A 25,529-nucleotide genomic window follows, 5' to 3' on the forward strand; every position below is an offset into this window, starting at 1 on the left:
CGCCCGGCCGACCGTCGAAGCTGCCTCGAGGAACCGCCATGTCGAACGATCGTCTACCCGCCCTGCCGCCGGCCCAGGAAGGTCACCGCATCGCCCAGGCGCTGTTGGACCTCGCCGGCCAGGTCCCGCCCAGTCGCGAGCGGCCGCGCACCCATCCGCATGCCGCGGCCCAGCGCCTGATCCACCGTGCCGCGCGACGGGCCGCGCTCACCTCGGGTTCCTTGTCGCTGCCGCCCGGCGTGATCGGCTGGCTCACCGTGCTGCCGGAAATCACCGCGATCTGGCGCATCCAGGCGCAGCTGGTGAGCGACCTGGCCGCGCTGTACGGCAAGCACGCCGAGCTCGGGCGCGAGCAGATGCTCTGGTGCCTGTTCCGGCATACCGCCGCGCAGGCGTTCCGCGACCTGGTGGTGCGCATGGGCGACCGCCTGCTGTTCCGCCGCGTGTCGCTGGGCGTGCTGCAGCAACTCCTGACGCGACTGGGCAAGCATCTGTCACGCCGCGCGCTCGGGCGCGGCGGCGCGCGCTGGCTGCCGGTGATCGGTGCGCTGGGCGTGGGTGCCTACGCCTATTACGACACCCAGCAGGTCGGCGCCACCGCGCTCGCCATGCTCGAAGGCGGATTCAGCCAGGAAGACGGCGAAGCGGCGCCGCGCGTCTCGCGCGCGATTCCGGCGCAACGGCAGGAGAGCGACGCGCAGCGGTGACGTGCCCTGCCGCTTGCGGCAAGCTCATGGCCTCGCCTCCGTGCAAAGGCCAATCGAAGATGGCGTCCCTTTCCTCCCGCCCGGTCGTCCTGGTCACCGGAGCCGCGCGCCGGATCGGCGCCGGCATCGCCCGCACCCTGCATGCGGCCGGCTACGACCTCGTCCTGCACCATCGCGCCTCGAGCGCCGAGGCCGCCACGCTCGCCGCCGCGCTCACCGCCGCGCGTCCCGACAGCGTGCTGACCGTACAGGCCGACCTTGCCGACGGCGCGCGGCTGCCCGCCCTGGTCGATGCCGCGCTCGACCGTTTCGGGCGGCTGGACGGCCTGGTCAACAACGCGTCGAACTTCGCCCCGACGCCGCTGGGCACGATCACCCCCGCCGACTGGGAAGCGCTGACCGCGGTCAACGCGCGCGCGCCGCTGCTGTTGAGCCAGGCCGCGGCGCCGGCGCTCGCCGCGCGGCAGGGCGCGATCGTCAACCTGCTCGACCTGTATGCCGAGCACCCGCTCGCCGGCCATGCGGTGTACTGCATGGCCAAGGGGGCGCAGGTCACGCTGACCCGTGCCCTCGCGCTGGAACTTGCGCCGCAGGTGCGGGTGAACGGCGTCGCCCCGGGGGCGATTCTCTGGCCCGATGGCGGCAAGGGCGAGGCCGCGCGCGCGGCGATCCTCGCCCGCACGCCGCTCGGGCGACTGGGCCGGGTCGAGGACATCGCCGCCGCCGTGCTGTGGCTGTTGCGCGACGCCGCGTTCGTCACCGGCGAGATCGTGCACGTGGACGGCGGACGTACGCTTTAGCGCGTGAGCGCATCGTCCGCGTCGTCGTCCAGGCTCACCGGCGTCAGCGGCTCGCACGCCTGCGCAAACGCCGCCCAGCGCTCGGCCAGGCTGCGGTCGTCGTCCGGCAGCCGCAGCTGCGGCGCGATCTCGGCCAGCGGGCGCAGCACGAAGGCGTGCGCGAGCTCCGGCCGCGGTGCCATCCGGATGCGGCCGTCGTCGCCGACCCAGGCCAGCAGATCGATGTCGAGGGTGCGGTCGGCATAGCGCGGACCGTCGCGGCGGCGGCCCAGGCGATCTTCCAGGCCGTGCAGCCAGGCGTCGAGCTCAGCGGGCGCGAGATCGCTGTCGAGGGCCACCGCGAGGTTGATGAAATCCGGCCCGTCGAAGCCGACCGCACGACTGCGGTAGGCCGGCGAGACGACGAGCGGCCCGAACCGCTCGCGCAGCGCCGCGAGCGCCGCGCGCAGGTGCCGGCGCGGCTCCACGTTCGAGCCCAGGCTCAGGTAGGCGCGCGCCATCGTCAGCCCGGCCGCACGCCGCGTTCGATCCGCACGCCGACCGCGCGCGATCCACGCACCGCGCCCGGCTTGGAAAGTTTCAGCCGCACCCAGGCCACGCCGAATTCCTCGCGGATCAGCGCCGCGCAGCGCTCGGCCAGGGTTTCCACCAGCTGGAACTCGCTGCCGCCGACGTAGGCGATCAGGCGCTTGGCCACCGCCTTGTAATCCAGGGTATCGGCAATGGCGTCGCTCGCCGCCGGCACGCGGTTGTCGAAGGCCATCTCGATGTCGAAGGCGAGCGGCTGGCGGATGCGCCGCTCCCAGTCGTAGATGCCGATCACCGCGTCGATGCGCAGGTCTTCGATGAATACGATGTCCATGCCGGCCAAGTCTAGGGAGCGCGCCGCGTCCTGTCGCGTGCCACCGGTGACGCCTCGCGCCGTTTGCGCAGGATGCGCGCCGCCCGGCCGCTGGCGCTTGCGCTATCTTGGCCGTTTTTGGCCACGAAGCCCGCATGTCCACGCCGTCACCATCGCCCGGTGCGTCCCGCCGCCGCGCGGCGCTCGCCTTCATCTACGTCACCGTGCTGTTGGACATGCTGGCCTTCGGCATCGTCATCCCGGTGCTGCCGCATCTCGTCGCCCAGCTCGCCGGCGGCGGCGTGGCGCGGGCGGCGTGGTGGGTGGGCGTGTTCTCCACCGTGTTCGCGCTGGTGCAGTTCCTGTGCTCGCCGCTACAAGGCGCGTTGGCCGACCGCTACGGCCGGCGCCCGGTGATCCTGATCTCCAACCTGGGCCTGGCCTTGAACTTCGTGGTGCTGGCGACCGCGCCGACGCTGTGGCTGCTGTTCGTCGCGCGCGTGGTGCTCGGCGCGACCGCGGCGAGCTTCACCACCGCCAACGCCTACATCGCCGACATCACGCCGCCGGAACGGCGCGCGGCGGCCTTCGGGCTGCTGGGCAGCGCCTTCGGTGCCGGCTTCATCATCGGTCCGGGCCTGGGCGGCCTGCTCGGCGAGCTCTCGCTGCGGCTGCCGTTCTGGGTCGCCGGCGCACTGGCCTTCGTCAATTTCCTCTATGGCCTGTGCGTGCTGCCCGAATCGCTGCCGCGCGAACGACGCACCGCGCGACTGGAGCTGCACATGGCCCATCCGCTCGGCGCGCTGACGCTGCTGCGGCGCTATCCGCCGGTGCTGCGGCTGGCGGTGGTGCTGTTCCTGGTCTACCTGGCCAATTACGCGCTGCAGGCCACCTTCGTGCTCTACGCCGACTATCGCTACGGCTGGGGTCCGCAGGCGGTGGGCTACGTGCTGATGCTGGTCGGCGCCTGCGACGGCGCCGCGCAGGCGCTGCTCACCGGCCGTCTGAGCCTGCGCCTGGGCGAACGGCGACTGCTGCTGTGGAGCATGCTCGCCGGCATCGCCGCCTTCCTGCTGATGGGCCTGGCCGACCGCGGCTGGCTGTTCCTGACGGCGGTGCCGCTGATGGCGCTGTGGGGGCTGGCCAACCCGCCGCTGCAGTCGCTGATGACGCACGAGGTCGATCCGAGCGAGCAGGGCCGCCTGCAGGGCGCGCTGACCAGCCTCGGCAGCCTGGCCGGCATCTTCGGCCCGTTCCTGTTCGCCGAAGTGTTCGCCCTGGCGGTGGCGCCGGCATCGCCGCTCGAAGTGCCCGGATTGCCGTTCGTGCTCGCCGCGCTGCTGCTCGCCATCGGCACCGTGCTGGCCGTGCGGGCGAGCCGCGACCTGCACGGCGGTGCGGGCGGCGCGGCGTATCATGCGGACCCGGTACCCCCCTCCGACCGGAGCATCCCATGACCCTCTCGATGTATCAGGCTTCCGTGCCCGTCTTCATCCGTGCGCTGGGCAACCTGCGCCACGTGCTCGCCAAGGGCGAGGCGCATGCCAAGGCGCGACAGGTCAGCGACGAGGTGATGCTGGCCACCCGGCTGGTGCCGGACATGTTTCCCCTGGTCCGACAGGTGCAGATCGCCACCGACATGGCCAAGGGCGGCGCCGCGCGGCTGGCCGGCGGCGAACCGCCCACCTTCGCCGATGACGAGACCACGTTCGCCGCGCTGTATGACCGCATCGAGCGCACCACCGAGCATCTTCGGTCCTATCGCGCCGAGCAGATCGACGGCAGCGAGGAACGCGCCATCACGCTCAAGACCCGCCACGGCGAGATGCACTTCAAAGGCCGGGACTACCTGCTGGATTTCGTCATTCCCAACCTGTTTTTCCACTGCACCACCACCTACGCGATCCTGCGCGGGATCGGCGTCGAGCTCGGCAAGCGCGATTTTCTGGGACCGCTCGGCCATGGCTGAACGCGACCGCGCCCGGGCATGTGCACCGGCCGCGCATGCCGGTCGATGCGCGGCGCCCGGGGCGAGGCCATGAAAGACAGGCGCCGGCTGGCTTGGTGGACGCTGGTGATCGCGCTGCTCGTCGTGCTCGCGGTGGGCACCTATCAGGCGCTGCATCACGAGGAACGGCGGCCGGTGCAAAGCGGCGCCCCGGCCGCGCCCTAGCTTAAGGCGCGCATCGGCCATCCGGCCCATGCGCCGGGGATCGCCCAGGCCATGCCGCAGCGCCAGCCGGCCAGTGCCGTGGGTCGCTTGCCTTCAGTGCCGGCGCCGGGCGCGGGTGGCGGCCGCCTTCTTCGCCGCCGCCGAACGGCCGGCCGCGCCCTTGGTCCTGGCCGCCTTCTTGGCAGCTGCCGAACGGCTGGCTGCGGGGCGCTTGGCCGCGCTCTTGTGCGCCTGACTCGACAGCGCCCGCTTGGACACCGCGGCGCGGCCTTCGCGCTTGAGCGCGCCGGTGGTCGCCCGCGAGCGCTTCGGATCCGGCTTGTGCGGATGCTCGCCGGCGGCCTGGTCGCGAGCGGCGCGTTTGCGCGTGGCCTTGCTCGCGGTTTTCTTCGCCGGCACCTTGACGCCGGCGCGGCGGGCCTTGGACAGGCCGATCGCGATCGCCTGCTTGGTCGAACGGACACCGTGCTTGCCTTCGCGCACGTGCTCGATCTCCTCGCGGACGAATTCGCCGGCCTGGGTGCTGGGCGCCTTGCCCTCGCGTTTGTCGCGGGCGGCGGCCTGGCGGGTACGTTTCTCGGACATGGCAGCGACCTCGAAATGCGCGGCATCGCGCCGACGCTTCGCCGCCACGCTCACACGGCAGGCGTCGAGATGCGGTCAAGCACCACGCGGCCTGCACGCGCAGCGGCGCAGGCTGCAGCGATGCCCGAACGCTCCTTCCCGCAGCGCATGCGTCAGGCGGCCCGCCGATGAGCGTGCGCATCGGCATCTCCGGCTGGCGCTATGCGCCGTGGCGCGGGCGTTTCTATCCTGAAGACCTGCCACAGCGGCTGGAGCTGCACTACGCCGCGCGGCATTTCTCCAGCATCGAACTCAACGGCTCGTTCTACGCGCTGCAGCGCCCGGAAAGCTACCGGCGCTGGTATGCGGACACGCCACGCGGTTTCGTCTTCGCGGTCAAGGCGCCGCGGTTCATCACCCACATCCGGCGCCTGCGCGAAGTCGACGGGCCGCTGGCCAACTTCTTCGCCTCCGGCGTGCTGGCGCTGGGTGAAAAGCTCGGCCCGGTGCTGTGGCAGCTGCCGCCTTCGCTGGCCTACGACGCCGCGTCGATCGAGCATTTCCTGGCCGCCCTGCCGCGCGACAGCCGCCAGGCGCAGGCGCTCGCCCGCCGGCACGAGCCGCGCATGACGCCCGAGCGCACCTGGTTGGCGGTATCCGCCAACCATCGCCTGCGCCATGCGCTGGAGATCCGCCACCCGAGCTTTGCCTGCGCCGGCTTCATCGCCCAGCTGCGCCGGCATCGGGTGGCGCTGGTGGTGGCCGACACCGCCGGCCGCTGGCCGCTGCTGGAAGACGTCACCGCCGGCTTCATGTATCTGCGTCTGCATGGCGACAAGGAGCTCTACGCCAGCGGCTACGACGATGCCGCACTGGACGAGTGGGCGCGCCGCATCCGCGCCTGGCAGCGCGGCGGTCAGCCCGGCGATGCGCGCACGGTGAGCGACGCGGCGCCGCCGAAGCGGCGTTCCCGCGACGTCTACTGCTATTTCGACAACGACACCAAGGTCCGCGCGCCGTTCGACGCCAGGCGCCTGGCCGAACGCCTGCGGGAGAGGCCGGCACGCTGAGGCGATCGTGGTGGCTGGGGATGCGCCCCCTTGCGCACGCGCGACGCGGACCGCATCTGCAAGGGCCCGTCCCGAACGATGGCAGCCATGTCCGAACGACACCTCCAAAGGCGCGTGCACGGCGTCGAGACCGCCGACGGCGCCGGTGTGCGCCTGAAACGCATCATCGGCCAGAGCGCGCTGGACAGCCTCGACCCGTTCCTGCTGCTCGATGAGTTCCGTTCCGACCGCCCGGACGACTACCTCGCCGGGTTCCCCGAGCATCCGCATCGCGGCTTCGAGACGGTCACCTACATGCTCGCCGGCCATATGCGTCACGGCGACAACCACGGCCATCGCGGCGACTTGGGCCCGGGCAGCGTGCAGTGGATGACCGCCGGTCGCGGCATCGTGCACTCGGAGATGCCGCAGCAGGAAGCCGGCCTGCTGTGGGGTTTCCAGCTGTGGGTGAACCTGCCGGCCCGCGACAAGCTGACCGCGCCGCGTTACCAGGACATCCCCGCCGAGCACATCCCGCACGTGGAGCCGGCGCCGGGCGTGACGGTGCGCGTGATCGCCGGGACCTTCGGCGACGCCGTCGGGCCGGCCCTGGGCATCGCCACCGCGCCGGTCTATCTGGACGTCGCGCTGGGTGCCGGTACGCGCCTGGACGTGCCGCTGCCCGCCACGCACAACGCCTTCGTCTATCTCTTCGACGGCACGACGGTCGCCGTCGGCGGCGAACCCCTGCGGCACGGCGAGCTGGGCGTGCTTTCCGCCGGCACGCGGGTCGCGCTGGCCGCAGCGGCATCGCCGGTGCGGCTGCTGGTGGTCGCCGGCCGGCCGCTCGGCGAGCCGGTCGCGCGCTACGGCCCCTTCGTGATGAACACGCCGGCGGAAATCCGCGAGGCGATCGCCGACTTGCGCGCGGGTCGTTTCTGAAGGCCTTCAGCGGCTGCCGAGCAGCAACCCGGCCAGATAGTGCCGCTGCAGCGCCATGAAGAGCGCGAGCGCGGGCAGCACGGTGACCGCGGAACCGGCCATCATGAGCTCGGTGTCCTGCGCGTGTTCGCGCGCGAGCGAGGCCAGCCCCACCGGCAGCGTGTAGTGCTCCTGGCCGGTCAGCACGATCAGCGGCCACATGAAATCGTTCCAGGCGGCCAGGAAGGTCAGCACCGCCAGCGTCGCCATCGCCGGCTTGAGCAGCGGCAGCACGATGGCGACGAAGATGCGCCACTCGCCGGCGCCGTCGATGCGCGCGGCCTCGATCAGTTCGACGGGCACGGCGCGGGCGAACTGCCGCACCAGATAGATGCCGAAGGCACTGGCCAGCGCCGGCACGACCACGCCGGCGTAGCTGTTCACCCAGCCCAGCGCCTTGAGTTCCAGGAACAGGGGCAGCATGGTCACCTGCGCGGGAATCGCCAGCGCGGCCAGCACGCCGCGGAAGAGCACGCGGCGCCCCGGGAAATCGAGCCGGGCGAAGGCGTAGCCGGCGGCGAGATTGCAGCCCAGCGAAAGCAGGGTGATGGCGGCGGACACGCCGAGGCTGTTGGCGAGGTAGCGGCCCATGCCGGCGCGGGCGAACAGCGCGCGGTAGTTGTCCAGCGTCGGCGCCGGCGGCCAGGGCGACGCTCCCGCCCCGGCCGTGCCGGCCGGCAGCAGGGATACCACCAGCATCCAGCCCAGGGGGAACAGCGCGACCAGCGCGCCGCCGAGCAGGAGGCCGTTGACCAGCACCCGGGCCAGGCGCGGACTCACGATTCCCCCGCGCGCCGGAACAGCGCGAGCAGGCTGGTGGTCGCCGCCAGGGTCAGCGCGAACAGCACGAAGGCCACCGCCGAGCCCACGCCCAGGTTCCACCACTGGAAGCCCTCCTGATACATGAGGTAGAGCACGCTGACCGTACTTTGCAGCGGGCCGCCCTCGGTGATCACGTAAGGCTCGGCAAAAAGCTGAAAATAGCCGGCCACGGTGAGGATGGTCACCATGCTCAGGGTCGGCAGCAGCGCCGGCAGGGTGATGTGCCAGAACCGCCGCAGCGGCCCTGCGCCGTCCAGCCGCGCGGCCTCGTAGAGTTCCGGCGCGATGCCCTGCAGGCCGGCGAGCAAGATGATCATGTTGTAGCCGAAGTTCTTCCACACCGCGAACAGGATGATGGTCGGCATCGCCCAGTGCGGATCGCCGAGCCAGTCCACCACCGGCAGCCCGAGCCGGGCGAGCCAGGCGTCGACGAGGCCCTCGCGGGCGTTGAAGAGATAGCGCCAGACCACCGCCATCGCCACCAGCGTAGTCACCACCGGCGCGAACAGCGCGGTGCGGAAGAAGGCCTTCGCCCGCGCCAGCGGCGAGTCGAGCAGCAAAGCGGCGCCGAGCGAGACGGCCATCGACAGCGGCACGCCGACGAGCACGAAATAGACGGTGTGGCCGAGCGCCGACCAGAACAGCGGTCGCCGGAGCAGATCCAGATAGTTGTGCAGGCCGACGAAACGCAGCTGGTGCCAGTCGGCCAGCGCGTAGAGGTCGTAATCGGTCAGGCTGAGCAGCAGCGCACCGAGCACCGGCAACAGGAAGAACACGCCGAGCACCAGCCCCGCCGGGGCGAGGAACAGCCATGCCGCGCGATGCGTGTTCATCGCCGTGCCGTCCGCTTGAGAAGCCAGCGCCGCTTGGCCAGGATGCGGTCCACCCGGCGGTCGAGCTCGGCGGCGGCCTGATCGACATCGTATTCGCCGGCCACGGTCTGCGCGGCGACCAGCTGCATCTCGTTGGCGATGCGCTCCCACTCGGGCACCTGCGGAATCGGCTTGACCCGTTCGAGCTGGGCGAGGAAGGCGCGCGTCTTGGCATCGTCGTGCAGCGCGCCTTCCGCCCATGCGCTGCGCCGCGCCGGCAGGTCGCCGAGCAGCGCGTAGAAGCGCTGCTGCACCTCGGGGCGGGAAAGGTATTCGATCAGCGCCCAGGCACCGCGCTGGTGCGGCGAGCGGGCGAACACCACCAGGCTGGAGCCGCCGGCAAGCCCGCTGCCCGGGCCATCCGCGCCGGGCAGCGTCGCGGTCGCCCAGGCCGACTCGAACGCGGGCGGCAGGCGCTGGCGCAGCTCGCCGATGTTCCACGGGCCGGACAGGTAGAACGCATAGGTGCCGCGCCCGAAGGCCTCCCACGGGTTGCCGGCCTCGACGTTGCTGATCGGCGGCGCCTGGCGCAGACGGAACGTCTCCACATAGAAAGCCAGCGCGCGCCTGAAGCCGGCGCTCCGGAAGTTGCCGTAGCGGTCGCCGTCGCGCAGCAGCGGCTCGGGTTGCTGCAAGGCCAGCGACAGCAACTGCTCGTATTCGTTGGTCGGCAGCAGGATGCCGTAGCGCTGCGCCTCGGGCCGGCTGAGCGCGGCCAGCATGCGCCGCCATTCGGCCCAGTCGCGCGGCGGGTGATCGAAACCGGCCGCGGCGAGCAGATCGCGGCGGTAGAACAGCAGCCGCGTGTCGGCATACCAGGGAATGCCATAGACCCGGCCGGCGACCACGTTGGTGGCCCACAGGCTGGGAAAATAATCCTGCGCCACGACCGTGCGCGTCTGCGCCAGATACGCATCCAGCGGCGCCAGGGCATGCAGCGCGACCCATTCGGCAAGCCAGGTGTTGCCGAGCTGGGCCAGGTCCGGCAGGGTGCCGGCGGCGAAGGCGGTGAGCATCTTCTGGTGCGCCGCCGAATGCGGCAGCCGCTGCAGCTCGACGTGCAGGCCCGGATGCTCACGCTCGAAGTCGGGCAGCAGCATCGCCACCGCCTCGCCCTCGCGGCCGAAGGTCCAGAACTTGATCGTCTCCCCGCGCGGCGGACCGGCGCAGGCGCACAGCCCCGCCAGCACGAAGGCCATCAGCCCCCGCCGCCACCTGCGTGCCCGCCCGCCTCGCTCCGGCATGTCCGCCGCCCGCCCGATCGCTACACCGGCTTCACCGCTGCCCTGCCCGATGCCGAGCGCACCTGGGACCGCAATCAGGGGCGCCCGCTCGAAAGCATGATCTGCACCAGGGCATTGGGCCCCAGCGTCAGGGTGAGCACGCCGTTCGTCAAGCGTCGTCGCTCCGGTACAAGCGCCGTGGCGGCATTGATCTGCGCCACCTGTGCGGGCGTGGGATAACGTGGCCGGCCGAGCCGTTCGTACACCGCCAGCGCGTTGCCATGTTCGGCATCGACGCGTCGAATCACCGCCACTGCATCTGCCGCGAGGCCCGTTACTTCCAGTCGAAAGCGGCGTGTAGCAGCGTCTTCACCCGGATTGACCAGATGCCACAGCACGATGGCCAGGCTGCCATCCGTCCGGCGCGTGACGATGGCATGCGGCGACGGATGGGGCAGACGCTGCTCGCCGAGCTCGTGCAGCAGGGCGAAGGCGTAGTAACTCGGCTTGTCGATGCCGCCGATCGCGCGCAGGCCGAACAGGCCGGCGAACGGCGCGTGGTTGGGACCCTGCTCGTCGATGATGTCGGAGAAGGTCCAGAACGACATCGCATCCACGAGGCCATCGCAGGCGCGCACCGTATCGGCCAGCGCCGGACCGACGTAGATGGTGTCGCGTAGGCCACCCTCGCGCAGCACGTTCCATTCGGTCCACAACAGCGGCAGCCCGGGTCGCGGCGAGGCGGCAATCTGTCGATGCACCTTGGCGACCGCACGACACACGCGATCCTGCGGCGGCACCGGCGTGTCGTCGCCGAACAGATCCTGCTCGCGATCAGAGGCATAGCCGTGAGTGGAGACGAAGTCCACCGGCACATGCTCACGCGCAGCGTGGGCTAGAAAGGCATCGACCCAGGCGGCGGCCGCGGTCGCCGGGCCGCCCACGCGCAGCCGCGCGCTGACCGACTTCAGCGCGCGGGCGGTGTGGTCGTACAGCTCGAAATAACTGCGTTGGCGCGGCGCGCCGACCCAGAAGTCGATGTTGGGTTCGTTCCACACCTCGAAATACCACTGCGCCACCTCATCGCTGCCGTAGCGTTGCAGCAGATGCTCGGCGAAGGCCCGCACCAGCGCGTCCCAGCGCGCGTAGTCCTTGGGCGCGGACACGTTCGGCTTGTACCAGAACGGGTGCAGCGCATCCGGGTTGAACGCGAGCCGGCGCGGCATGAAGCCGATCTCCACCAGCGGCCGCACGCCTTCGGCGAGCAGCCCGTCGTAGACCTGATCGACCAGGGTGAAGTTGTAGACCGGCGCGCCATGTTCGTCTTCGGTATATACGCCGAGATCGTCGTCGAAGATGCCGTGAAAGCGCACGTAGCCCAGCGCGGCCACCCGTTTCACGGCGCGCAGGTCGCGGCGATAGTCCTCACGCAGCGAGAGCACCGCACGGCCTGAACCGAACATGCGTTCCCAGAAATGCGGAAAGGGCCGCGCCGGTTCCCGGGCATCGATGCGTATTGTCTCTTCTTGTCCGGATTGCGCATGCAGCGGCAACGACGACAGCCCCAACACCGCCAGAGTCGCGAGCATTTTCCAGCGAAAGGCGTAAGACAGACTCATGGCGCGGGTGACGCCTGCAACCAGCCGCCGGTGAAGCCGGCGCGCTCCAGGCCCTTGCGCAGATACGGGTTCTTGCGCATTACCCGCCACACCAGGCCGCTGCGCCAGTTCTCGATCATCAGCAGGATCGGTCCCTGGTCGATGCCAAGCTGCACGGTGTCGGCCCAGCCCATGGGCGTCAGCTGGCCGGTGCGCAGCTCGGTGCGCAAATGGAAGCTCGGGTTGAAGGCGTCGACGAAACCGTAGCGGTTGTAGATGTACCGGCCGTAGCGCTGCTTCATCTCCGCGAGCGCCGAGAGCACCAGCGCCGGCTCGAAGACGATCGAGCCGCCCGCGGCGGTCGGCGCCAGGGTGCCGTCGTCGTTGATGTAGTCGAGCCCGGCGCCACGCGCGCTGTAGCCCTCGAAACGACGGACGCCGTCGACGTCCTCGACCACGTAACCGCCCGGCCCGTTGCAGGCGGTGAGCCCCCACACGTTCGCGCCATAGCCGGTCCAGCGGCCGGGGTTGGCGATCGCGTAGTTGCGCTGGCTGCGCACGGCGCGCCGGCTGTTCTCGAAGAAGTCGATGTCGTGGGCCTGTGCCCAGGCATCGCGGATGCCGCGGAAATCCACCCAGATGTGGCTGTACTGATGGCCGAACAGCGGCGCGAAATTGAGCAGGGTCTCGCCGTAGAAAGCGCCCCAGTGCTTGTCGTTGCCGGCGCTCCACGCCTGCCAGGCGTCCGCGCCGACCGGATGCGTGGGCGAGCCTAAGGCGAGCAGATAGACCAGCATGCCTTCGTTGTAGCCGACCCAGTCCACCGGAATGTATTGGCCGCCCGGTGTCCAGCCCATGCTGATGAGCGGCGCGCGCGGCTGCATCCACGGCCAGTCCACCGCACGGTAGATCGCATCGGCGAGTGCGCGGATCTCGCGTTCGGCCGGCGTGTCGCGATCGAAATACGACTGCGCGAACAATACGCCGCCGAGCAGCAGGGCCGTGTCCACGCTGGACAACTCGACGAAGCGCGCGAAACGCCGGCCGCTGCGCATGTCCAGGAAGTGGTAGTAGAAGCCGTGATAGCCCGTGGCATCGTCCTCGCTCGCGTTCTGCGGCGCATTCTTGAAAAAACGCAGCGTGGCGAGCGTGCGCTCGGCCGCCTGTTCGCGGCTGACGTAGCCGCGTTCGGCGCCGATGCCGTAGGCGGTGAGGCCGAAGCCGACGGCGGCGATGCTGGCGAACGACTCGCCGGGGAAGTGATCGGGCACCAGGCCGGTCTTGGGGTCGGCACTCGCCCAGAACCAGTCGAATGTGCGCCGTTCCAGCTCGTCGACCAGCGCCCGTTGCGAGGGCGTGGCTTCCTCGTAGCGCAAGAGCGGCGGCTCCCCCGCGGACGCGGGCGGCACCGCGAGCACGAGCAGCATCAGCAGGACGCCGCCGAGGCGGGCGATGGCATCACGAAGCAGAGTGGGCATGGGGTATTCCCGTGGTTACGTCACGCGGCGGGCGCGCGGCTCGTCAGGCGGCCTGTGCGGCGGCGGCACAATGGCGGGCGATGAAGGCCTCGTGCGGCGGCATCGCCGCCACGCAGCTGGCGATGACCTCCTCCACGTGCGCGATGAAGGCCTGGAGCTCGGCCTCGGGCACCTGGTCGACCAGCGGATGATAGGCGCGCGGCATCAGTCCCTGGCCCAGCATCACCTCGACCCAGCTCGGCTCGGCGAACATCTCCTCGGCATGGCGATAGAAGCGACCGCTGTCGTGGAACAGGGCGATGTTGTCGGCCAGCTCGATCGGGATGTCCATGTACCGGCAGGCGCGCCAGAACGGCTCGGCGCGATCGTTGAGGCGATAGTGCAGGATCAGGAAATCGCGGATGCGATCGAACTCGAACGCCGACTGCGCGTTGTAGCGGTCGATCAGCACCGGGTTGAAATCGCGGCGCGGCCACAGGCTGAGGAGCTTGGCGATGCCCGACTGGATGAGATAGATGCTGGTCGACTCCAACGGTTCCAAAAAGCCGCTGGCCAGCCCCAGCGCGACCACGTTGCGGTTCCAGAACTTCTTGCGTCTTCCGGTCACGAAGCGCAGCAGCCGCGGATCGCCGAGCGGCCTGCCGTCCAGATGGGCGAGCAGCGTGGCGGCGGCCTCGTCGTCGCTCACGTGGGCGCTGGAATACACGTAGCCGTTGCCGGTGCGGTGCTGCAGCGGAATCCGCCACTGCCAGCCGGCGGCGCGCGCGGTCGAGCGCGTGTAGGGCGTGGGCGGGCCGACTTTCTCGCACGGCACCGCCAGCGCGCGGTTGCACGGCAGCCAGTGGCTGAAGTCGTGATACCCGGTGTGCAACGCATCCTCGATCAGAAGACCGCGGAATCCCGAGCAGTCGATGAAGAGGTCAGCGGAGAGCGCCTGGCCATCGGCGAGCACCACCGAGGTGACGAAGCCGCTCTCCGGATCCAGCCTGACCTGGTCGATGCGACCCTCGTGGCGGCGCACGCCGCGCGCCTCGGCATAGCGGCGCAGGTAGCGCGCATACAGGCCGGCATCGAAATGGTAGGCATAGGCGATGTTGGCCAGTGGCGAGCTTGGCGACACGTCACTGGCCGAGGTCATGAACTTGCCGCGCGGCGCCGCCGCGGTGTTGAGCGAATAGGCGCCGATGTCCTTGGCGCGGCCGGCCAGAAACGCCTTGATCCAGTATTGGTGGAAAGGCTGCGAGCCGAGCTCGCGGCCGATGCCGCCGAACCCGTGGACGTAGCTGTCGCCCGGCCGCCCCCAGCCGTTGAACTGGATGCCGAGCTTGAAGGTGCCCTGGGTCTGCCGGACGAATTCGCGCTCGTCGATCTGGAGCAGGTTGTTGAACAACTTGAGGTGGGGCACGGTGGCCTCGCCCACGCCCACAGTGCCGATCTCGTCGGATTCGACCAGCGTGATGCGACAGGCCGTGCCGAGCACGCGGGCGAGAGCCGCCGCCGCCATCCAGCCGGCGGTCCCGCCGCCGACGATGAGGATGCGTTCCAGGTTCGCGGGAATCATCGGATGAGCCCTTGGTAAAAAGACCGGCCGCCCATGCAGGCGGCCGGCGGTACTTTCGATGCGTCTTCGACGTCAGAAGTTGAGCCCCACCTCGAACTTGAAGGTGCGCGGGACGTAGGTGATGTTTCCAGTGGGATTGTACTTGGCTTTGGCATGCGGCTTACCGTTAGCCAACGCATAGTCATAAAGCAGGTCGCTGTAATTGTTGAAGCCGAACACGTTGAGCACGTCGAGGCGGCCGAACAGCGTCACCCCATGGCCGAGATCGAAGTTCTTGGTGGCCTGGAAATCGACGTCGCGATAGCCGAACACCTTGCCACCGATCAGGAACTTGCCATTGCCGCCGGGCGTCACTCCGATAGGTACGCAGGCACTGCCGTTGGGGAAGGTATAACCGTAGCTACCGAAGCATGCCACGGTATTGCCGGGGATGGGCGTGGCCAGGGTCAACTTCAGCGAATACACCGTATTCCATGGGCCATCCATGTTACCGGTGGCGACGAAACGGTGCTTGGACGCGGCATTGGAGGTGATAAAGGGATAATCCTTGATGGTCGCCTCGTCGAATGAATAGTGCTCGTTGATATCGCGGTTCTGCTTGGCGTGGGTAAAGGTGTAGGCGAAGGTCGCCCCCCAGCCCGATTCCTTGGTATAGGGCTTCTCGGCGGAAAGCAGGATCTGCGTGCTGCGGGTTTCGATGCCGTTGTTGCCCAGGATCAGGGGGCCGAAACCGGGCACGCCATTACCCCAGGGCTGACTGTTGTCTTTCCAGAACGAACCGTCCGGATAGCGATTACCCAGGGTGAAGGCAAAGCCATTGCGGTAGAGCACGCGGCTCACCGTGGCATCGGTGTTCCATTCGCCGATCTGGTTGCGCATGCCCAAGCTGTATTGGTCCGAATACGGCGCCTTGAGGCGGTTGTTGAGCAGATCGACCTCGGTGCCTGCGTTACTGGAAGGGCCCAACAAGGCCTGCAGGTTGGGCAGGCCATTGAGCAGGTTCGGATCCCAGTCGTAGCAGGGCGTGGAATCACGCCGGCAAAGCCCCGTAACCGGGTCACGGAAATACACCGTGTATTGCGGCAAGGCCGACTTGGTGGTTTCCAGCTGCAGGTAGTCGTAAAGATCCCGATCATAGGCACGACCGGCACCACCGTGGATCACATGCGCCTCGTCGCCGAACAGGTCATAGGAGAAACCCAGCCGCGGCTGCCATTCACCCTTGTAGGCGTGGCGGTTGTGGCCGTCGCTGATGTAGTCGCCGATGTTGATGCCGCCCTTGGCCAGGCTCTCGGCATAGGTCTGGCCAGGCGCGTTCGGATCCGGGCCATACAACGCCGCCACCACGTTGGCCGGGGTGACGAAATCGGTATACGAGGGCGTGCGCTCGTAATCCCAGCGCACGCCGAGGTTCAGGGTCAACTTGTCGGTGACGTCCCAATCGTCCTGGATGTAGGCGCCGAACTGGTGACTCTTGGTCCGCACTGAGGGTGAAAGCCCCAGTCCCTCGACCGGCTTGGTGAAGAAGGCCTTGTACGGCGTCGGGTCAGGCCCATTGGGGGTCACGTTGTAATAGAACTGCGGGTTGACGTCCGCCGCGTCGGCAGCATGCAGATTGATGAGCTTTTTCTTGAAGCCCATCTTGATCACATGGTCGCCATGCCACTCGAGATTGTTGAAAGTGAAGTCGTCCTGGATCGCAGGGCCATTCTGCCCCTTGTTCTGCGTCGCCAGCGGATTGGCCGCACCGGTCTCGACGATCGACATGTCATCGCTGCCGCGCGGCCAGGTATATACGTAACCGTTGCCATAGTTGATCGCGGTCGGCGCGTTCACCGCGGTCTCGTAAGTGAGCAGCAGTTCGTTGAAATAGAAATCGCCGCTGTGCTGCCAACGCACGGCGAAGCGTTTGTCGTTGTTGACCGTATTAAAGGCTGCCGAGGGTGCCACGGGCCCGCCCAGACCGCCACGCTGTTTTTCTTCACGGATTTGCGCGGTGGCCTCGAAACGATCACGGTCGGTCGGTTCGAAGTCGATCTTGCCGAAGTAAAGATCCTCATGGAACGGCAGATTGGCCGGTCCCAGCTGGGCGGCCACACTGGGCGGCAAATAGGCCGCCCCGGGGGCCGCGTCCGGATTGGGCACGACGGTGATCGGCGTATTGAAGGTCTTCGCCTCATAAGTGACGAAGAAATGCATCATGTCCTTGATGATCGGCCCGCCCAGCGCAAAGCCGTATTCCTTTTCTTCGGATTGCGCCTTGCGGTCGGCGGCCTTCTCCGCCGGCGTCCGCTCGCGGAAGGCGTCGTTGGTATAGCGATAAAAAGTCTCGCCATGAAACTCATTGGTGCCAGACTTGGTCTGCGCGGTCACCGCGGCGGAGGAAATCTGGTCGTATTCGGCCTTGTAGTTGGAGGTAATGACTTTGTATTCGCCGATCGCCAGCTGCGGGAAAGGATTGCCCTGACTGTTGATCTGGCCACTGACGCCGCCCTCCTTGACGTAACTCTTTTGCCCGACGCCGTCGATGTAGACGTTCACCGAGCTGTTGTTGAGCGCGCCGCCACGCAGCGAGGTATTGCCATTGGCGTCCACCGTGAACACCATGCCGGGCACGGTGTCGGCAAACTCCAGGAAGTTGCGCGATACCTGCGGGATGGTCGCGATCTCGCGCTGCGAGACGATCTGCGCGACCTCCGGCGTCTTCACCTCGGTCAGCGTGGTCGCCGTCACCGTGATGCTGCCGAGCGAGGTGGCATTGGCGCTGGCCGGCGCGGCGGACGCTGCCGGCTGCAGGTTCAGGGTGACGGTGGAGGCCACGTTCAAGGTCACCGTGCGTTCGGTGCCCGGGCCCGCGTCGATCTGGTAGGTGCCGGGCGGCAGTCCAGGGATGGCATAGCTGCCATCGGCCGCCGCCCGGGCGCGCCGGACCAGGCCGGTGGCGACATTGCGCGCCGTGATCTCCGCATTGGCCGGCGCCGAGCCGCGCACGGTGGCATTGGCACTCTGCGACCAGGCGACCGTCGGCGCGACGGCCAGGGCGGTGAATGTACCGGCGATGACGCTCGCCAGCAGGCTCTTTCTCAACAACTGGGTCTTGCGCATGGTGCCCCTCCCTCAAGGGTTGGTGATTGATCCAGTGGATGCGGTCGCCGTGGTGGCGCCGCAGCTGCCGCGGACACGCACGCGGCAGGCAGCAAAAAGCGTGTCTTCCGGTACCGCTGCGGGCGGTCCGTCCAGCCGCGCGACCAAGGTCTCGAGCGCGCAGCGCCCCCATTCGGCGATGCGCACCTCCACGGTGGTCAACGGCGGATCCAGATAGCGCGCGATGGGGATGTCGTCGAAACCGGCCAGGCCCATGTCCTGCGGCACGTTCAAGCCGGCCTGGCGCAGGGCGTGCAGACAGCCCAGCGCCATCATGTCGTTGGCGGCGAACACGGCCTGCGGCAGGGTCGGCAGGGCGAGCAGGGCGAGTCCGGCGCGGTAGCCGGAATCCTCGGTGAACTCACCCGGCAACACGCAGGGCGCCGTGCCTGGGGCGAACGCTGCCAGCGCATCGCGATAGCCGGCCTCGCGCTGGCGGGCATCGTAGTTGGCCGCGGGCCCGCCGATGAAAGCGACGGCACTGCCGCGCGCGGCGATCAGGTGCCGGGTCATCGCATAGGCGCCGCCATAATTGTCGAGATTGAGCACGCCATACTCGCCACTCTCCAGGGCGCTGTTGAGCAGCACCACGGGCAAGCCCGCCGGCAGATTGGCCTGCAGGAAGGCGGCGTCGACCCAGGGCGAGAGGATCAGCATGCCGTCGACGCGACCCTGCATGGCCCGCATGGCGAGTGCGGCCTCCTCGACGTCGCCGTGGGAACTGGAAACCAGCAGATGCAGGCCTCGCGGACGGGCGGCGAGATCGATGCCGCGGATCAGTTCGGAGAAAAACTCGCCGTAGAGATCCGGCAGCAGTACGCCGATGGTGTGCGTGCGCCGGGTGATCAGGCTGCGCGCGGCCATGTCCGGCACGTAGCGAAGCTGCGCGGCGATTTGGCGGATGCGCGCGGCGGTCTCGGCGGTGACTCCGCCGTGGCCGTTGAGGGCACGCGACACCGAGGCCACGGACACCCCCGCTTCGCGCGCTACGTCTCTAATCGTCACCATGCCCGTCCCGCCGCCCCTGATCGACGTTTGCGCCCGAACGTAAACGTTTTCATACGCCGCTGTAAAGCTGCAGTGAAGCATCGCCGCCAGGCCCTGGCGGCGGGGCAGTTCGCCCGATCGCTTGCATTGGTGTTAAATTGGGATTAATAAAAAGTTCAATCGGCCGTAATAGGCTCTACCCAGCCACGAAGAAAGACGCTCGACGCCATGCTTGCGCTACTGCCCCTCACCGTTCTCACCGCCTTGGCGGCAACCACCGCCTTCCGGCGCGTGCCGGAAGGTCAGGTCTTTAGCGTCTACCGCGCCGGCAAGCCGCATCGCCTGCTCAAGCCCGGTTTGCACGCGCTGGTGCCGGGGCTGGACCGCGTCGTCCATCGCATCGATCTCAACGGCCGCGTGCTGCCGTTCGCGGCGCCGCTGCCCGAGGCACGGGACGTGCACGGGCGCGTGTACTGGCAGGTCCTGGAGCCGGAACGCGCCGATCCGGTGCTCGATGAGGTGGAACCGTGGATCCGGCGCGGCTTGCTGGAGGCGCTGGAGGCCGAACCGGCGTCGGTGGGCGCCGATCCGCGCGCCCTCGGCAGCCGACTCAAGCAGCGCCTCAACGCCGCGCTGCGCGAACGCGGCATGATGGTCACCCGGGTCGAACTCGACTTCGCCTGAAGCTCCGCCGGCCGCCCTCCGCCGGCCGGCGAATACCGCCGCCTTCGTTACCCGCCCACCGAGACGGCATGACCGACGCCAGCCTCCAAGCCCGCCTCGAAGAGGGCATCCAGGCGCTCGGGCTCACCCTGCCGCCCGAGGCGGTGCCGCGCCTGCTCGCCTATCGCTCGCTGCTGGAACGCTGGAACGGCGCCTACAACCTGACGGCGGTGCGCGATCCGGCCGAGCAGATCACCCGGCACCTGCTCGATTCACTGGCCATCCTGCCCCATGTACGCGGCCGCACGCTGGCCGACCTCGGCACCGGCCCGGGGCTGCCTGGCATTCCGCTGGCGATCGCGGCACCGGGGCGGCAGGTGCTGCTGGTGGATGCTAACGGCAAGAAGGTGCGCTTCCTGCGCGAGGCGATCCGCACGCTCGGGCTGGAAGGGGTGAGCGCGGTGCAATCGCGCGTGGAGGACGTCGAGGGCCGCTTCGACTGCGTCACCGCGCGCGCCTTCGCCAGTCTCGCCGACATGCTGGCCTGGGGCGGCCACCTGCTCGCCGACGACGGCTGCTGGCTGGCGATGAAGGGCCGGCTGCCGGAAGAGGAACTGGCGCAGGTGCCACCGGCCTTCGCGGTGCGCGCGGTACACGCGCTCGACGTGCCCGGACTTGCCGCCCCGCGCCATCTGGTGGTGCTCGGACATGCCGGCCGGGAGACCGGGACGGGCTGCTAAGCTTTAGGCGTTTCCCTATCGCGCCTCACAGGTCCGGACGATCCATGGCCCGCATCATCGCTGTCGCCAACCAGAAGGGTGGCGTCGGCAAGACCACCACCGCGGTCAATCTCGCCGCCGCGCTCGCCGCGGCGAAGCGGCGCGTGCTGCTGGTCGATCTCGATCCGCAGGGCAACGCCACCATGGCTTCGGGCATCGACAAGCGCAGCGCCAAGCCGAACGGCTGCGAGGTGCTGCTGGACGAGGCGCCGATCGAGCGCGCCATCGTCGCCACTGCGGCGCATTACGACCTGCTGCCCGGCAACGGCGACCTCACCGCCGCCGAGATCAAGCTGATGGACGCGCTGGCTCGCGAGAGCCGGCTCAAGGAACAGCTGGCCAAGGTGGCCGACCGCTACGACACCATCCTGATCGACTGCCCGCCTTCGCTGCACCTGCTCACGCTCAATGCGCTGACCGCGGCGGACGGCCTCTTGATCCCGGTGCAGTGCGAATACTTCGCGCTGGAAGGCCTGTCCAGCCTGCTGGAGACGGTCAAGGCGGTGCGCCAGCGGCTGAATCCGAAACTCGCCATCGAGGGGCTGCTGCGCACCATGTACGACGTGCGCAACAACCTCGGCAACGAGGTCTCGGCGCAGCTCACCCAGCATTTCGGCGACCAGGTGCTGCGCTCGATCATCCCGCGCAACGTACGCCTGGCCGAGGCGCCCAGCCACGGTCAGCCGATCCATCTCTACGATCGCAGCTCGCGCGGGGCGATCGCCTACATCGGCCTGGCCGGCGAACTGATCCGTCGCGAGCGCGGCGCGCCCGCCGAACCGGTGCTCGCCGAGACCGACGCCGGCGAGCCGTCCGAGCATCGACAGGAGTGACCATGGCGGCAAAGAAGCGGGGGCTGGGACGGGGACTGGATGCGCTGCTCGGCGGCGAGGCCCCGTCCGCGGCGGGCGAAGCCGAGGGCGAGCTGCGCAGCCTGCCGATCGAACAGATCCGCCCGGGGCGCTACCAGCCGCGCCGGCACTGGAACGAAGAGGCGCTCGAGGAACTCGCCGCCTCGATCCGTGCACAGGGCTTGATCCAGCCGGTGGTGGTGCGCGCGCTCGGCGGCGACGGCTACGAATTGATCGCCGGCGAACGCCGCTGGCGTGCCGCGCAGCGTGCCAGGCTCGCCGAGATCCCGGCGCTGGTCAAGGACGTACCGGAAGCGGCAGTGCCGGCGATGGCGCTGATCGAGAACATCCAGCGCCAGGATCTCACCCCGCTGGAAGAGGCCGATGCGCTGAGGCGCCTGATCGAGGATTTCGGCCTCACCCACCAGCAGGCGGCCGACGCGGTCGGCCGCTCGCGCGCCGCGGTATCCAACCTGCTGCGGCTCACCGAACTGCCCGCGGCGATCAAGAAACTGCTCGACGAAGGCCAGCTGGACATGGGCCACGCGCGCTGCCTGCTGACGCTGGAGGTCGACGTCGCCGTGCCGCTGGCGCGGCAGGCCGCGACCCTCGGCTGGTCGGTGCGCGAGCTGGAGGAAGCCGCCCGCCGCGCGCAATCCGCGCCGCGCGGCAAGAGCAAGCCCGGCGCGCGCGATCCGAACATCGACGCGCTGGAGCGCGAACTCGGCGAACGCTTCGCCACCCGCGTGGAAATCGCCGATGGCCGCGGCGGCCGCGGCAAGCTGGTGATCCACTACCACAGCCACGACGAGCTGGAAGGCATCCTCGGCAAGCTGCGCTGAAGTCCGCGTCGCGCGGGCGTATCCCATCCACCGCCGCGCGGGAAGGGAAGACCGCCACGCATGGATTAAACTGCGTGCCGCCGTCGCGGCACCCGTTTTTCGCCAAGGCTCCGCCATGCCCCAGCTCTCCGTCGTCGTGCCGGTATACAACGAGCGCGACAACATCCCGCCACTGCTCGCCGAGATCACCGCCGCCCTGCGCGGTCGCATCGATTTCGAGATCGTCTATGTCGATGACGATTCCAGCGACGACAGCCGCGCCGTGCTCGCCGCGCAGAAAGCCGTGCATCCGGAACTGCGCGTGCTCCATCATCTGACCCGCAGCGGACAGAGCACGGCGGTGTGGAACGGCGTGCGCGCCGCGCGCTCGCCGTGGATCGCCACCCTCGACGGCGACGGCCAGAACGACCCAGCCGACATCCCCAAGCTGCTCGCCGCCCGCGAGGCCGCGCCGCCGGAGGTCAAGCTCTTCGCCGGCTGGCGCACCACCCGGCGCGACAGCTTCAACAAGCGGCTCTCCTCGAAGATCGCCAATGCGGTGCGCTCGCGCCTGCTCAAGGACGACACGCCGGACACCGGCTGCGGGCTCAAGCTGTTCGAACGCGACACCTTCCTGCTGCTGCCTTATTTCGACCACATGCATCGCTACCTGCCGGCGCTGGTCAAGCGCGCCGGCTTTCGCAGCATGAGCGTGCCGGTCGGCCACCGGCCGCGCACCGCCGGCACTTCCAAGTACGGCATGCTCGACCGCTTGTGGGTGGGGCTGGCCGACCTGCGCGGGGTGGCCTGGCTGATGCGCCGGGCCAAGGTCACCCGCGTCGAGGAGCTCTGATCCCTCCGCGGCGGCGTATGCTGGGCCGTCCTTCCCGCGCGTGGGGCCGCCCATGGGCTTCGCCGTCAAACGCGTCTACGAGCCGGCCGCACCGGACGACGGCTACCGCGTGCTGGTGGACCGGCTGTGGCCGCGCGGCCTGAAGAAGGAACACGCGGCGATCGACCTGTGGGCGAAGGAGCTGGCGCCGTCCACCGTGCTGCGCCAGTGGTTCGGTCACGACCCGGCGCGCTGGGAGGGCTTTCGCCACCGCTACGCCGGCGAGCTGGACGGCGCGGCCGAGTACTGGCGTCCGCTGCTGGCCAGGGCCGCGCACCACCGCGTCACCCTGCTGTATGGCGCACGCGACGAGGCACACAACAACGCGGTCGCGCTGAAGGCCTACCTCGACGATCGGCTCGCCGCCGACGGTGCGGCGTGAACGCGCGCGGCTAGAATGCGCCGCATGCCCAGCCTGCCGATACGCCCCTATGGCGACGCCCGCCCCGTGCTCGGCGCACGCGTCTATGTCGATCCGGCCGCCAGCGTCATCGGCGCGGTGACCCTGGGCGACGACGTCTCGATATGGCCGGGCGCGGTGCTGCGCGGCGACGTCAACTTCATCCGCGTCGGCGCCGCCAGCAACATCCAGGACGGCGCGGTGCTGCACGTCGCCCACGCCGGACCCTACGGGCCGGGCTTTCCCTGCGTGCTCGGTGCGGGCGTCACCGTCGGCCACGGCGCGGTGGTGCATGCCTGTACGGTCGGCGACTACTGCCTGATCGGCATGCACGCGACCGTGCTCGATGGCGCGGTGGTCGGCGACTTCGCGCTGATCGGCGCCGGCGCGGTGGTGCCGCCGGGCAAGCGCGTGGGTGCGCGCGAGCTGTGGCTGGGCAACCCGGCGCGCTGCGTGCGCACGCTCGGCGAAGAGGACATCGAGCGGCTGCGCTATTCAGCCGCGCATTACGTGCGGCTCAAGGATCGCTACCTGGCCGACCGGGGCGCCGCCGAGCGATCGCCCTGAAGATCGCGGCGCTGCCGCCGCCGAAGCCGGGCACTTGAGACTTTCCGACCAGGCACCGGGTGGTCGCGGGGTCCTGCGCTGGGCGGGCGTGGGAGCGCTCGCCGCGCAGGACCTTTTAAGGAAGGTCTGAACAATCCGCCAAACCCCCGTGATTTCCGAGCCTCGAAGGCCGAAATCACGTTAATCCGCTCGGAATTCCGCCTTTTGCCACGCCGCCAGACGGCTTTCCCCGTCCAGCGGGCGCACTTACCCCGCCGCCGGCATCAAGCGCCGGCGCGACATCCACAGGTTCGACAGCGCGAACAGCGTCAGCACCTGTGCCGCGTTCTTCGCGATGCCGCGATAGCGCACCTTCGTATAGCCGAACTGCCGCTTGATCACACGGAACGGATGCTCGACCTTGGCACGGACGCTCGCCTTCAAGCGCTCCAACGCCCTCGCTTCCCGCTGATCGCGCTTGCGCTTCATCGCCTTGATCACCGAAGGCTTCTTCGCGATCAGGAACACCGCATCCACGTCCTGCATCTCCTCGCGCTTCTCGGCACCGATGTAGCCACTGTCGCCGAACACCACGTCTTCCTTGCCGTGCAGCAGCTTGTGCGCCTGCGTCACGTCCGCCACGTTCGCCGCCGTGCATTCCACGTGGTGCACCAGCCCGGAGGCATCGTCCACCCCGATGTGCGCCTTCATCCCGAAGAACCACTGGTTGCCCTTCTTCGTCTGATGCATCGCAGGATCCCGCTCGCCCTCCCGGTTCTTCGTCGAACTCGGTGCATTGATAATCGTCGCGTCCACGATGGTGCCCGAGCGAAGGCTCAGGCCCTTGCGCTGAAGATGCGCATTGACCTGCTTGAAGATCTTTTCGGCCAAGCCGTGCGTCTCCAGCAAGCGCCGGAAGTTCAAGATCGTCGTCTCGTCCGGGATGTCGCCCATGCCACCAATCCGGGCAAAGCGGCGCATCACCGGCGTATCGACCAGCGCCTCTTCCATCGCCGGGTCACTCAAGGCATACCACTGCTGCAGGAAGTGGATCCGAAGCATCGTCGCCAAGGGGTAAGGCTGCCGGCCGGGCCGGCCCAGCTTCGGATAATGCGGCTCGATCAGCGCCAGCAGCGCCTTCCACGGCACGACCTGATCCATCTCGGCAAGGAACACCTCGCGCCGTGTGCGCTTGCGACCGATCAGATCCTCGTTAAGGCGATGCAGCCGCCCGTATCCGCGCTGCGCGTGCCTCGTCCTCGCGAATCACGATCTGCCGCTGCGCATCGAGCTTGCCGCCGAGCAGGGCGAGTGTGAAGTCGGTGCCGTCGACATCGCGCAGCAGACGCAGCTCGCGCGCCGCCTCGTCCAGCTGCAGGGCATTGATCGAGCGCTCCACCTCGGCGGTGGCGGCGGGAAACAGGCGACGCAGTCCCTCGCGCGCCGTCGTGTTGTCCGGATCGAGTTCGCGCACGCTCAGGTAGAACTCGCAGGCATTGCTGCCGGCCGGCGCCACCAGCCGGTGTTCCGCCATCGCCTTGGCGGCGAGGTCGAGCAGGATCGCCAGCCCCTCGTTCGCCGGCGGCGCGGCGCGCCGTTCCATGGCCTGGCGGCCCAGGACGACGGCGATCAGGCCCACGATCGGCACGGCGCAGACAAATACCAGAGCGCGCACGCGCCTGGCAGACCCCGGAAAAGACATCGCAAAGACACCGCTGGCAGCGCCGTTGTGGCGCGGGCGCAAGCTAGAGCCTGCGGATGTCAGCGCGGTGACAGC

27 protein-coding genes are annotated in these 25,529 nt (G+C 68.9%); 14 read left to right on the forward strand and 13 right to left on the reverse strand.

Translation table 11 applies throughout. From position 1 onward, the window contains the following. The first annotated feature begins 38 nt into the window (after window positions 1-38). A complete protein-coding gene (locus tag ALSL_RS13270; protein ID WP_174928851.1) occupies window positions 39-707 on the forward strand; it encodes a hypothetical protein in 669 nt (222 codons plus the stop codon). Window positions 708-766: 59 nt separating this feature from the next. After that, complete coding sequence (locus tag ALSL_RS13275) at window positions 767-1,507, forward strand: pteridine reductase (protein ID WP_126539817.1); 741 nt, start codon at window positions 767-769, stop codon at window positions 1,505-1,507. Here ALSL_RS13275 and folK read toward each other — a convergent pair. Both folK and folB read right to left on the reverse strand, forming a co-directional pair. Next, on the reverse strand, window positions 1,504-2,007 hold the full coding sequence (folK, locus tag ALSL_RS13280) for a 2-amino-4-hydroxy-6-hydroxymethyldihydropteridine diphosphokinase (protein WP_126539819.1): 504 nt from the start codon (window positions 2,005-2,007) through the stop codon (window positions 1,504-1,506). The genes ALSL_RS13275 and folK overlap by 4 nt on opposite strands. Before the next feature lie 2 nt (window positions 2,008-2,009). Further along, window positions 2,010-2,369, reverse strand: coding sequence for a dihydroneopterin aldolase (folB, locus tag ALSL_RS13285; RefSeq protein ID WP_126539821.1), 360 nt, complete (start codon window positions 2,367-2,369; stop codon window positions 2,010-2,012). Window positions 2,370-2,503: 134 nt separating this feature from the next. Here folB and ALSL_RS13290 point away from each other — a divergent pair, with 134 nt between their 5' ends. From ALSL_RS13290 to ALSL_RS13845, 3 genes are all read left to right on the forward strand, one after another. After that, window positions 2,504-3,805, forward strand: a complete 1,302-nt coding sequence (locus ALSL_RS13290; protein WP_126539823.1) for a TCR/Tet family MFS transporter — start codon at window positions 2,504-2,506, stop codon at window positions 3,803-3,805. Further along, window positions 3,802-4,317 carry a DUF1993 domain-containing protein gene (locus tag ALSL_RS13295; protein ID WP_126539825.1) on the forward strand — a complete coding sequence of 172 codons (516 nt, stop codon included), beginning with the start codon at window positions 3,802-3,804 and terminating at the stop codon, window positions 4,315-4,317. Before ALSL_RS13290 ends, ALSL_RS13295 begins: the two co-directional genes overlap by 4 nt. Before the next feature lie 69 nt (window positions 4,318-4,386). Beyond that, entirely contained in the window at window positions 4,387-4,521 is a 135-nt protein-coding gene (locus tag ALSL_RS13845) for a hypothetical protein (protein WP_269433070.1), read from the forward strand. A 93-nt stretch (window positions 4,522-4,614) separates the two neighbouring features. On the opposite strand, the gene ALSL_RS13300 is transcribed toward ALSL_RS13845, so the two are convergent. Then, window positions 4,615-5,106: a DUF6496 domain-containing protein gene (locus ALSL_RS13300; RefSeq protein WP_126539827.1), complete on the reverse strand. Its 492-nt coding sequence runs from the start codon at window positions 5,104-5,106 to the stop codon at window positions 4,615-4,617. Between the two features lie 167 nt (window positions 5,107-5,273). Between ALSL_RS13300 and ALSL_RS13305 the strand changes: the two genes are divergently transcribed. Further along, entirely contained in the window at window positions 5,274-6,155 is an 882-nt protein-coding gene (locus ALSL_RS13305; RefSeq protein WP_126539829.1) for a DUF72 domain-containing protein, read from the forward strand. A gap of 87 nt (window positions 6,156-6,242) precedes the next feature. After that, window positions 6,243-7,076, forward strand: a complete 834-nt coding sequence (locus ALSL_RS13310) for a pirin family protein (protein WP_126539831.1) — start codon at window positions 6,243-6,245, stop codon at window positions 7,074-7,076. Between the two features lie 6 nt (window positions 7,077-7,082). Here ALSL_RS13310 and ALSL_RS13315 read toward each other — a convergent pair whose 3' ends face one another. From ALSL_RS13315 to ALSL_RS13350, 8 genes are all read right to left on the reverse strand, one after another. Continuing rightward, a complete protein-coding gene (locus tag ALSL_RS13315; protein WP_126539833.1) occupies window positions 7,083-7,895 on the reverse strand; it encodes a carbohydrate ABC transporter permease in 813 nt (270 codons plus the stop codon). After that, complete coding sequence (locus tag ALSL_RS13320; protein WP_126539835.1) at window positions 7,892-8,770, reverse strand: carbohydrate ABC transporter permease; 879 nt, start codon at window positions 8,768-8,770, stop codon at window positions 7,892-7,894. The genes ALSL_RS13315 and ALSL_RS13320 overlap by 4 nt, the downstream gene beginning before the upstream one ends. After that, window positions 8,767-10,008 carry a sugar ABC transporter substrate-binding protein gene (locus ALSL_RS13325; RefSeq protein WP_231700239.1) on the reverse strand — a complete coding sequence of 414 codons (1,242 nt, stop codon included), beginning with the start codon at window positions 10,006-10,008 and terminating at the stop codon, window positions 8,767-8,769. The genes ALSL_RS13320 and ALSL_RS13325 overlap by 4 nt, the downstream gene beginning before the upstream one ends. Window positions 10,009-10,127: 119 nt before the next feature. Beyond that, window positions 10,128-11,651, reverse strand: a complete 1,524-nt coding sequence (locus tag ALSL_RS13330) for a GH39 family glycosyl hydrolase (protein ID WP_198410659.1) — start codon at window positions 11,649-11,651, stop codon at window positions 10,128-10,130. Beyond that, window positions 11,648-13,108: a glucoamylase family protein gene (locus ALSL_RS13335; protein ID WP_126539839.1), complete on the reverse strand. Its 1,461-nt coding sequence runs from the start codon at window positions 13,106-13,108 to the stop codon at window positions 11,648-11,650. The genes ALSL_RS13330 and ALSL_RS13335 overlap by 4 nt, the downstream gene beginning before the upstream one ends. A gap of 43 nt (window positions 13,109-13,151) precedes the next feature. Continuing rightward, window positions 13,152-14,669 (reverse strand): tryptophan halogenase family protein, encoded by a 1,518-nt coding sequence (locus tag ALSL_RS13340; protein WP_126539841.1) that lies wholly within the window; start codon window positions 14,667-14,669, stop codon window positions 13,152-13,154. A gap of 72 nt (window positions 14,670-14,741) precedes the next feature. Then, complete coding sequence (locus tag ALSL_RS13345) at window positions 14,742-17,774, reverse strand: TonB-dependent receptor (protein WP_126539843.1); 3,033 nt, start codon at window positions 17,772-17,774, stop codon at window positions 14,742-14,744. A 12-nt stretch (window positions 17,775-17,786) separates the two neighbouring features. After that, window positions 17,787-18,821, reverse strand: coding sequence for a LacI family DNA-binding transcriptional regulator (locus tag ALSL_RS13350; protein ID WP_126539845.1), 1,035 nt, complete (start codon window positions 18,819-18,821; stop codon window positions 17,787-17,789). Between the two features lie 207 nt (window positions 18,822-19,028). Here ALSL_RS13350 and ALSL_RS13355 point away from each other — a divergent pair, with 207 nt between their 5' ends. The 7 genes from ALSL_RS13355 to ALSL_RS13385 all read left to right on the forward strand — a co-directional run bounded on the left by ALSL_RS13355 (window position 19,029) and on the right by ALSL_RS13385 (window position 23,773). After that, a complete protein-coding gene (locus ALSL_RS13355; protein ID WP_126539847.1) occupies window positions 19,029-19,484 on the forward strand; it encodes an SPFH domain-containing protein in 456 nt (151 codons plus the stop codon). Window positions 19,485-19,552: 68 nt separating this feature from the next. Next, window positions 19,553-20,203, forward strand: coding sequence for a 16S rRNA (guanine(527)-N(7))-methyltransferase RsmG (gene rsmG / locus ALSL_RS13360; protein WP_126539849.1), 651 nt, complete (start codon window positions 19,553-19,555; stop codon window positions 20,201-20,203). Between the two features lie 44 nt (window positions 20,204-20,247). Beyond that, window positions 20,248-21,075: a ParA family protein gene (locus ALSL_RS13365; protein WP_231700240.1), complete on the forward strand. Its 828-nt coding sequence runs from the start codon at window positions 20,248-20,250 to the stop codon at window positions 21,073-21,075. Between the two features lie 2 nt (window positions 21,076-21,077). Then, window positions 21,078-21,935, forward strand: a complete 858-nt coding sequence (locus tag ALSL_RS13370; RefSeq protein ID WP_174928852.1) for a ParB/RepB/Spo0J family partition protein — start codon at window positions 21,078-21,080, stop codon at window positions 21,933-21,935. A 115-nt stretch (window positions 21,936-22,050) separates the two neighbouring features. Then, on the forward strand, window positions 22,051-22,767 hold the full coding sequence (locus tag ALSL_RS13375; RefSeq protein ID WP_126539851.1) for a glycosyltransferase: 717 nt from the start codon (window positions 22,051-22,053) through the stop codon (window positions 22,765-22,767). Between the two features lie 52 nt (window positions 22,768-22,819). Then, window positions 22,820-23,188 carry a DUF488 domain-containing protein gene (locus tag ALSL_RS13380; protein WP_126539853.1) on the forward strand — a complete coding sequence of 123 codons (369 nt, stop codon included), beginning with the start codon at window positions 22,820-22,822 and terminating at the stop codon, window positions 23,186-23,188. Between the two features lie 24 nt (window positions 23,189-23,212). Continuing rightward, complete coding sequence (locus ALSL_RS13385; protein ID WP_126539855.1) at window positions 23,213-23,773, forward strand: gamma carbonic anhydrase family protein; 561 nt, start codon at window positions 23,213-23,215, stop codon at window positions 23,771-23,773. A gap of 246 nt (window positions 23,774-24,019) precedes the next feature. On the opposite strand, the gene ALSL_RS13390 is transcribed toward ALSL_RS13385, so the two are convergent. Both ALSL_RS13390 and ALSL_RS13395 read right to left on the reverse strand, forming a co-directional pair. After that, window positions 24,020-24,979 carry an IS5 family transposase gene (locus tag ALSL_RS13390; RefSeq protein ID WP_126539857.1) on the reverse strand — a complete coding sequence of 320 codons (960 nt, stop codon included), beginning with the start codon at window positions 24,977-24,979 and terminating at the stop codon, window positions 24,020-24,022. Then, complete coding sequence (locus tag ALSL_RS13395; protein WP_126539858.1) at window positions 24,966-25,400, reverse strand: energy transducer TonB; 435 nt, start codon at window positions 25,398-25,400, stop codon at window positions 24,966-24,968. The genes ALSL_RS13390 and ALSL_RS13395 overlap by 14 nt, the downstream gene beginning before the upstream one ends. Window positions 25,401-25,529: the final 129 nt, after the last annotated feature.

It is taken from the genome of Aerosticca soli, assembly GCF_003967035.1.
Lineage (GTDB): Bacteria > Pseudomonadota > Gammaproteobacteria > Xanthomonadales > Rhodanobacteraceae > Aerosticca > Aerosticca soli.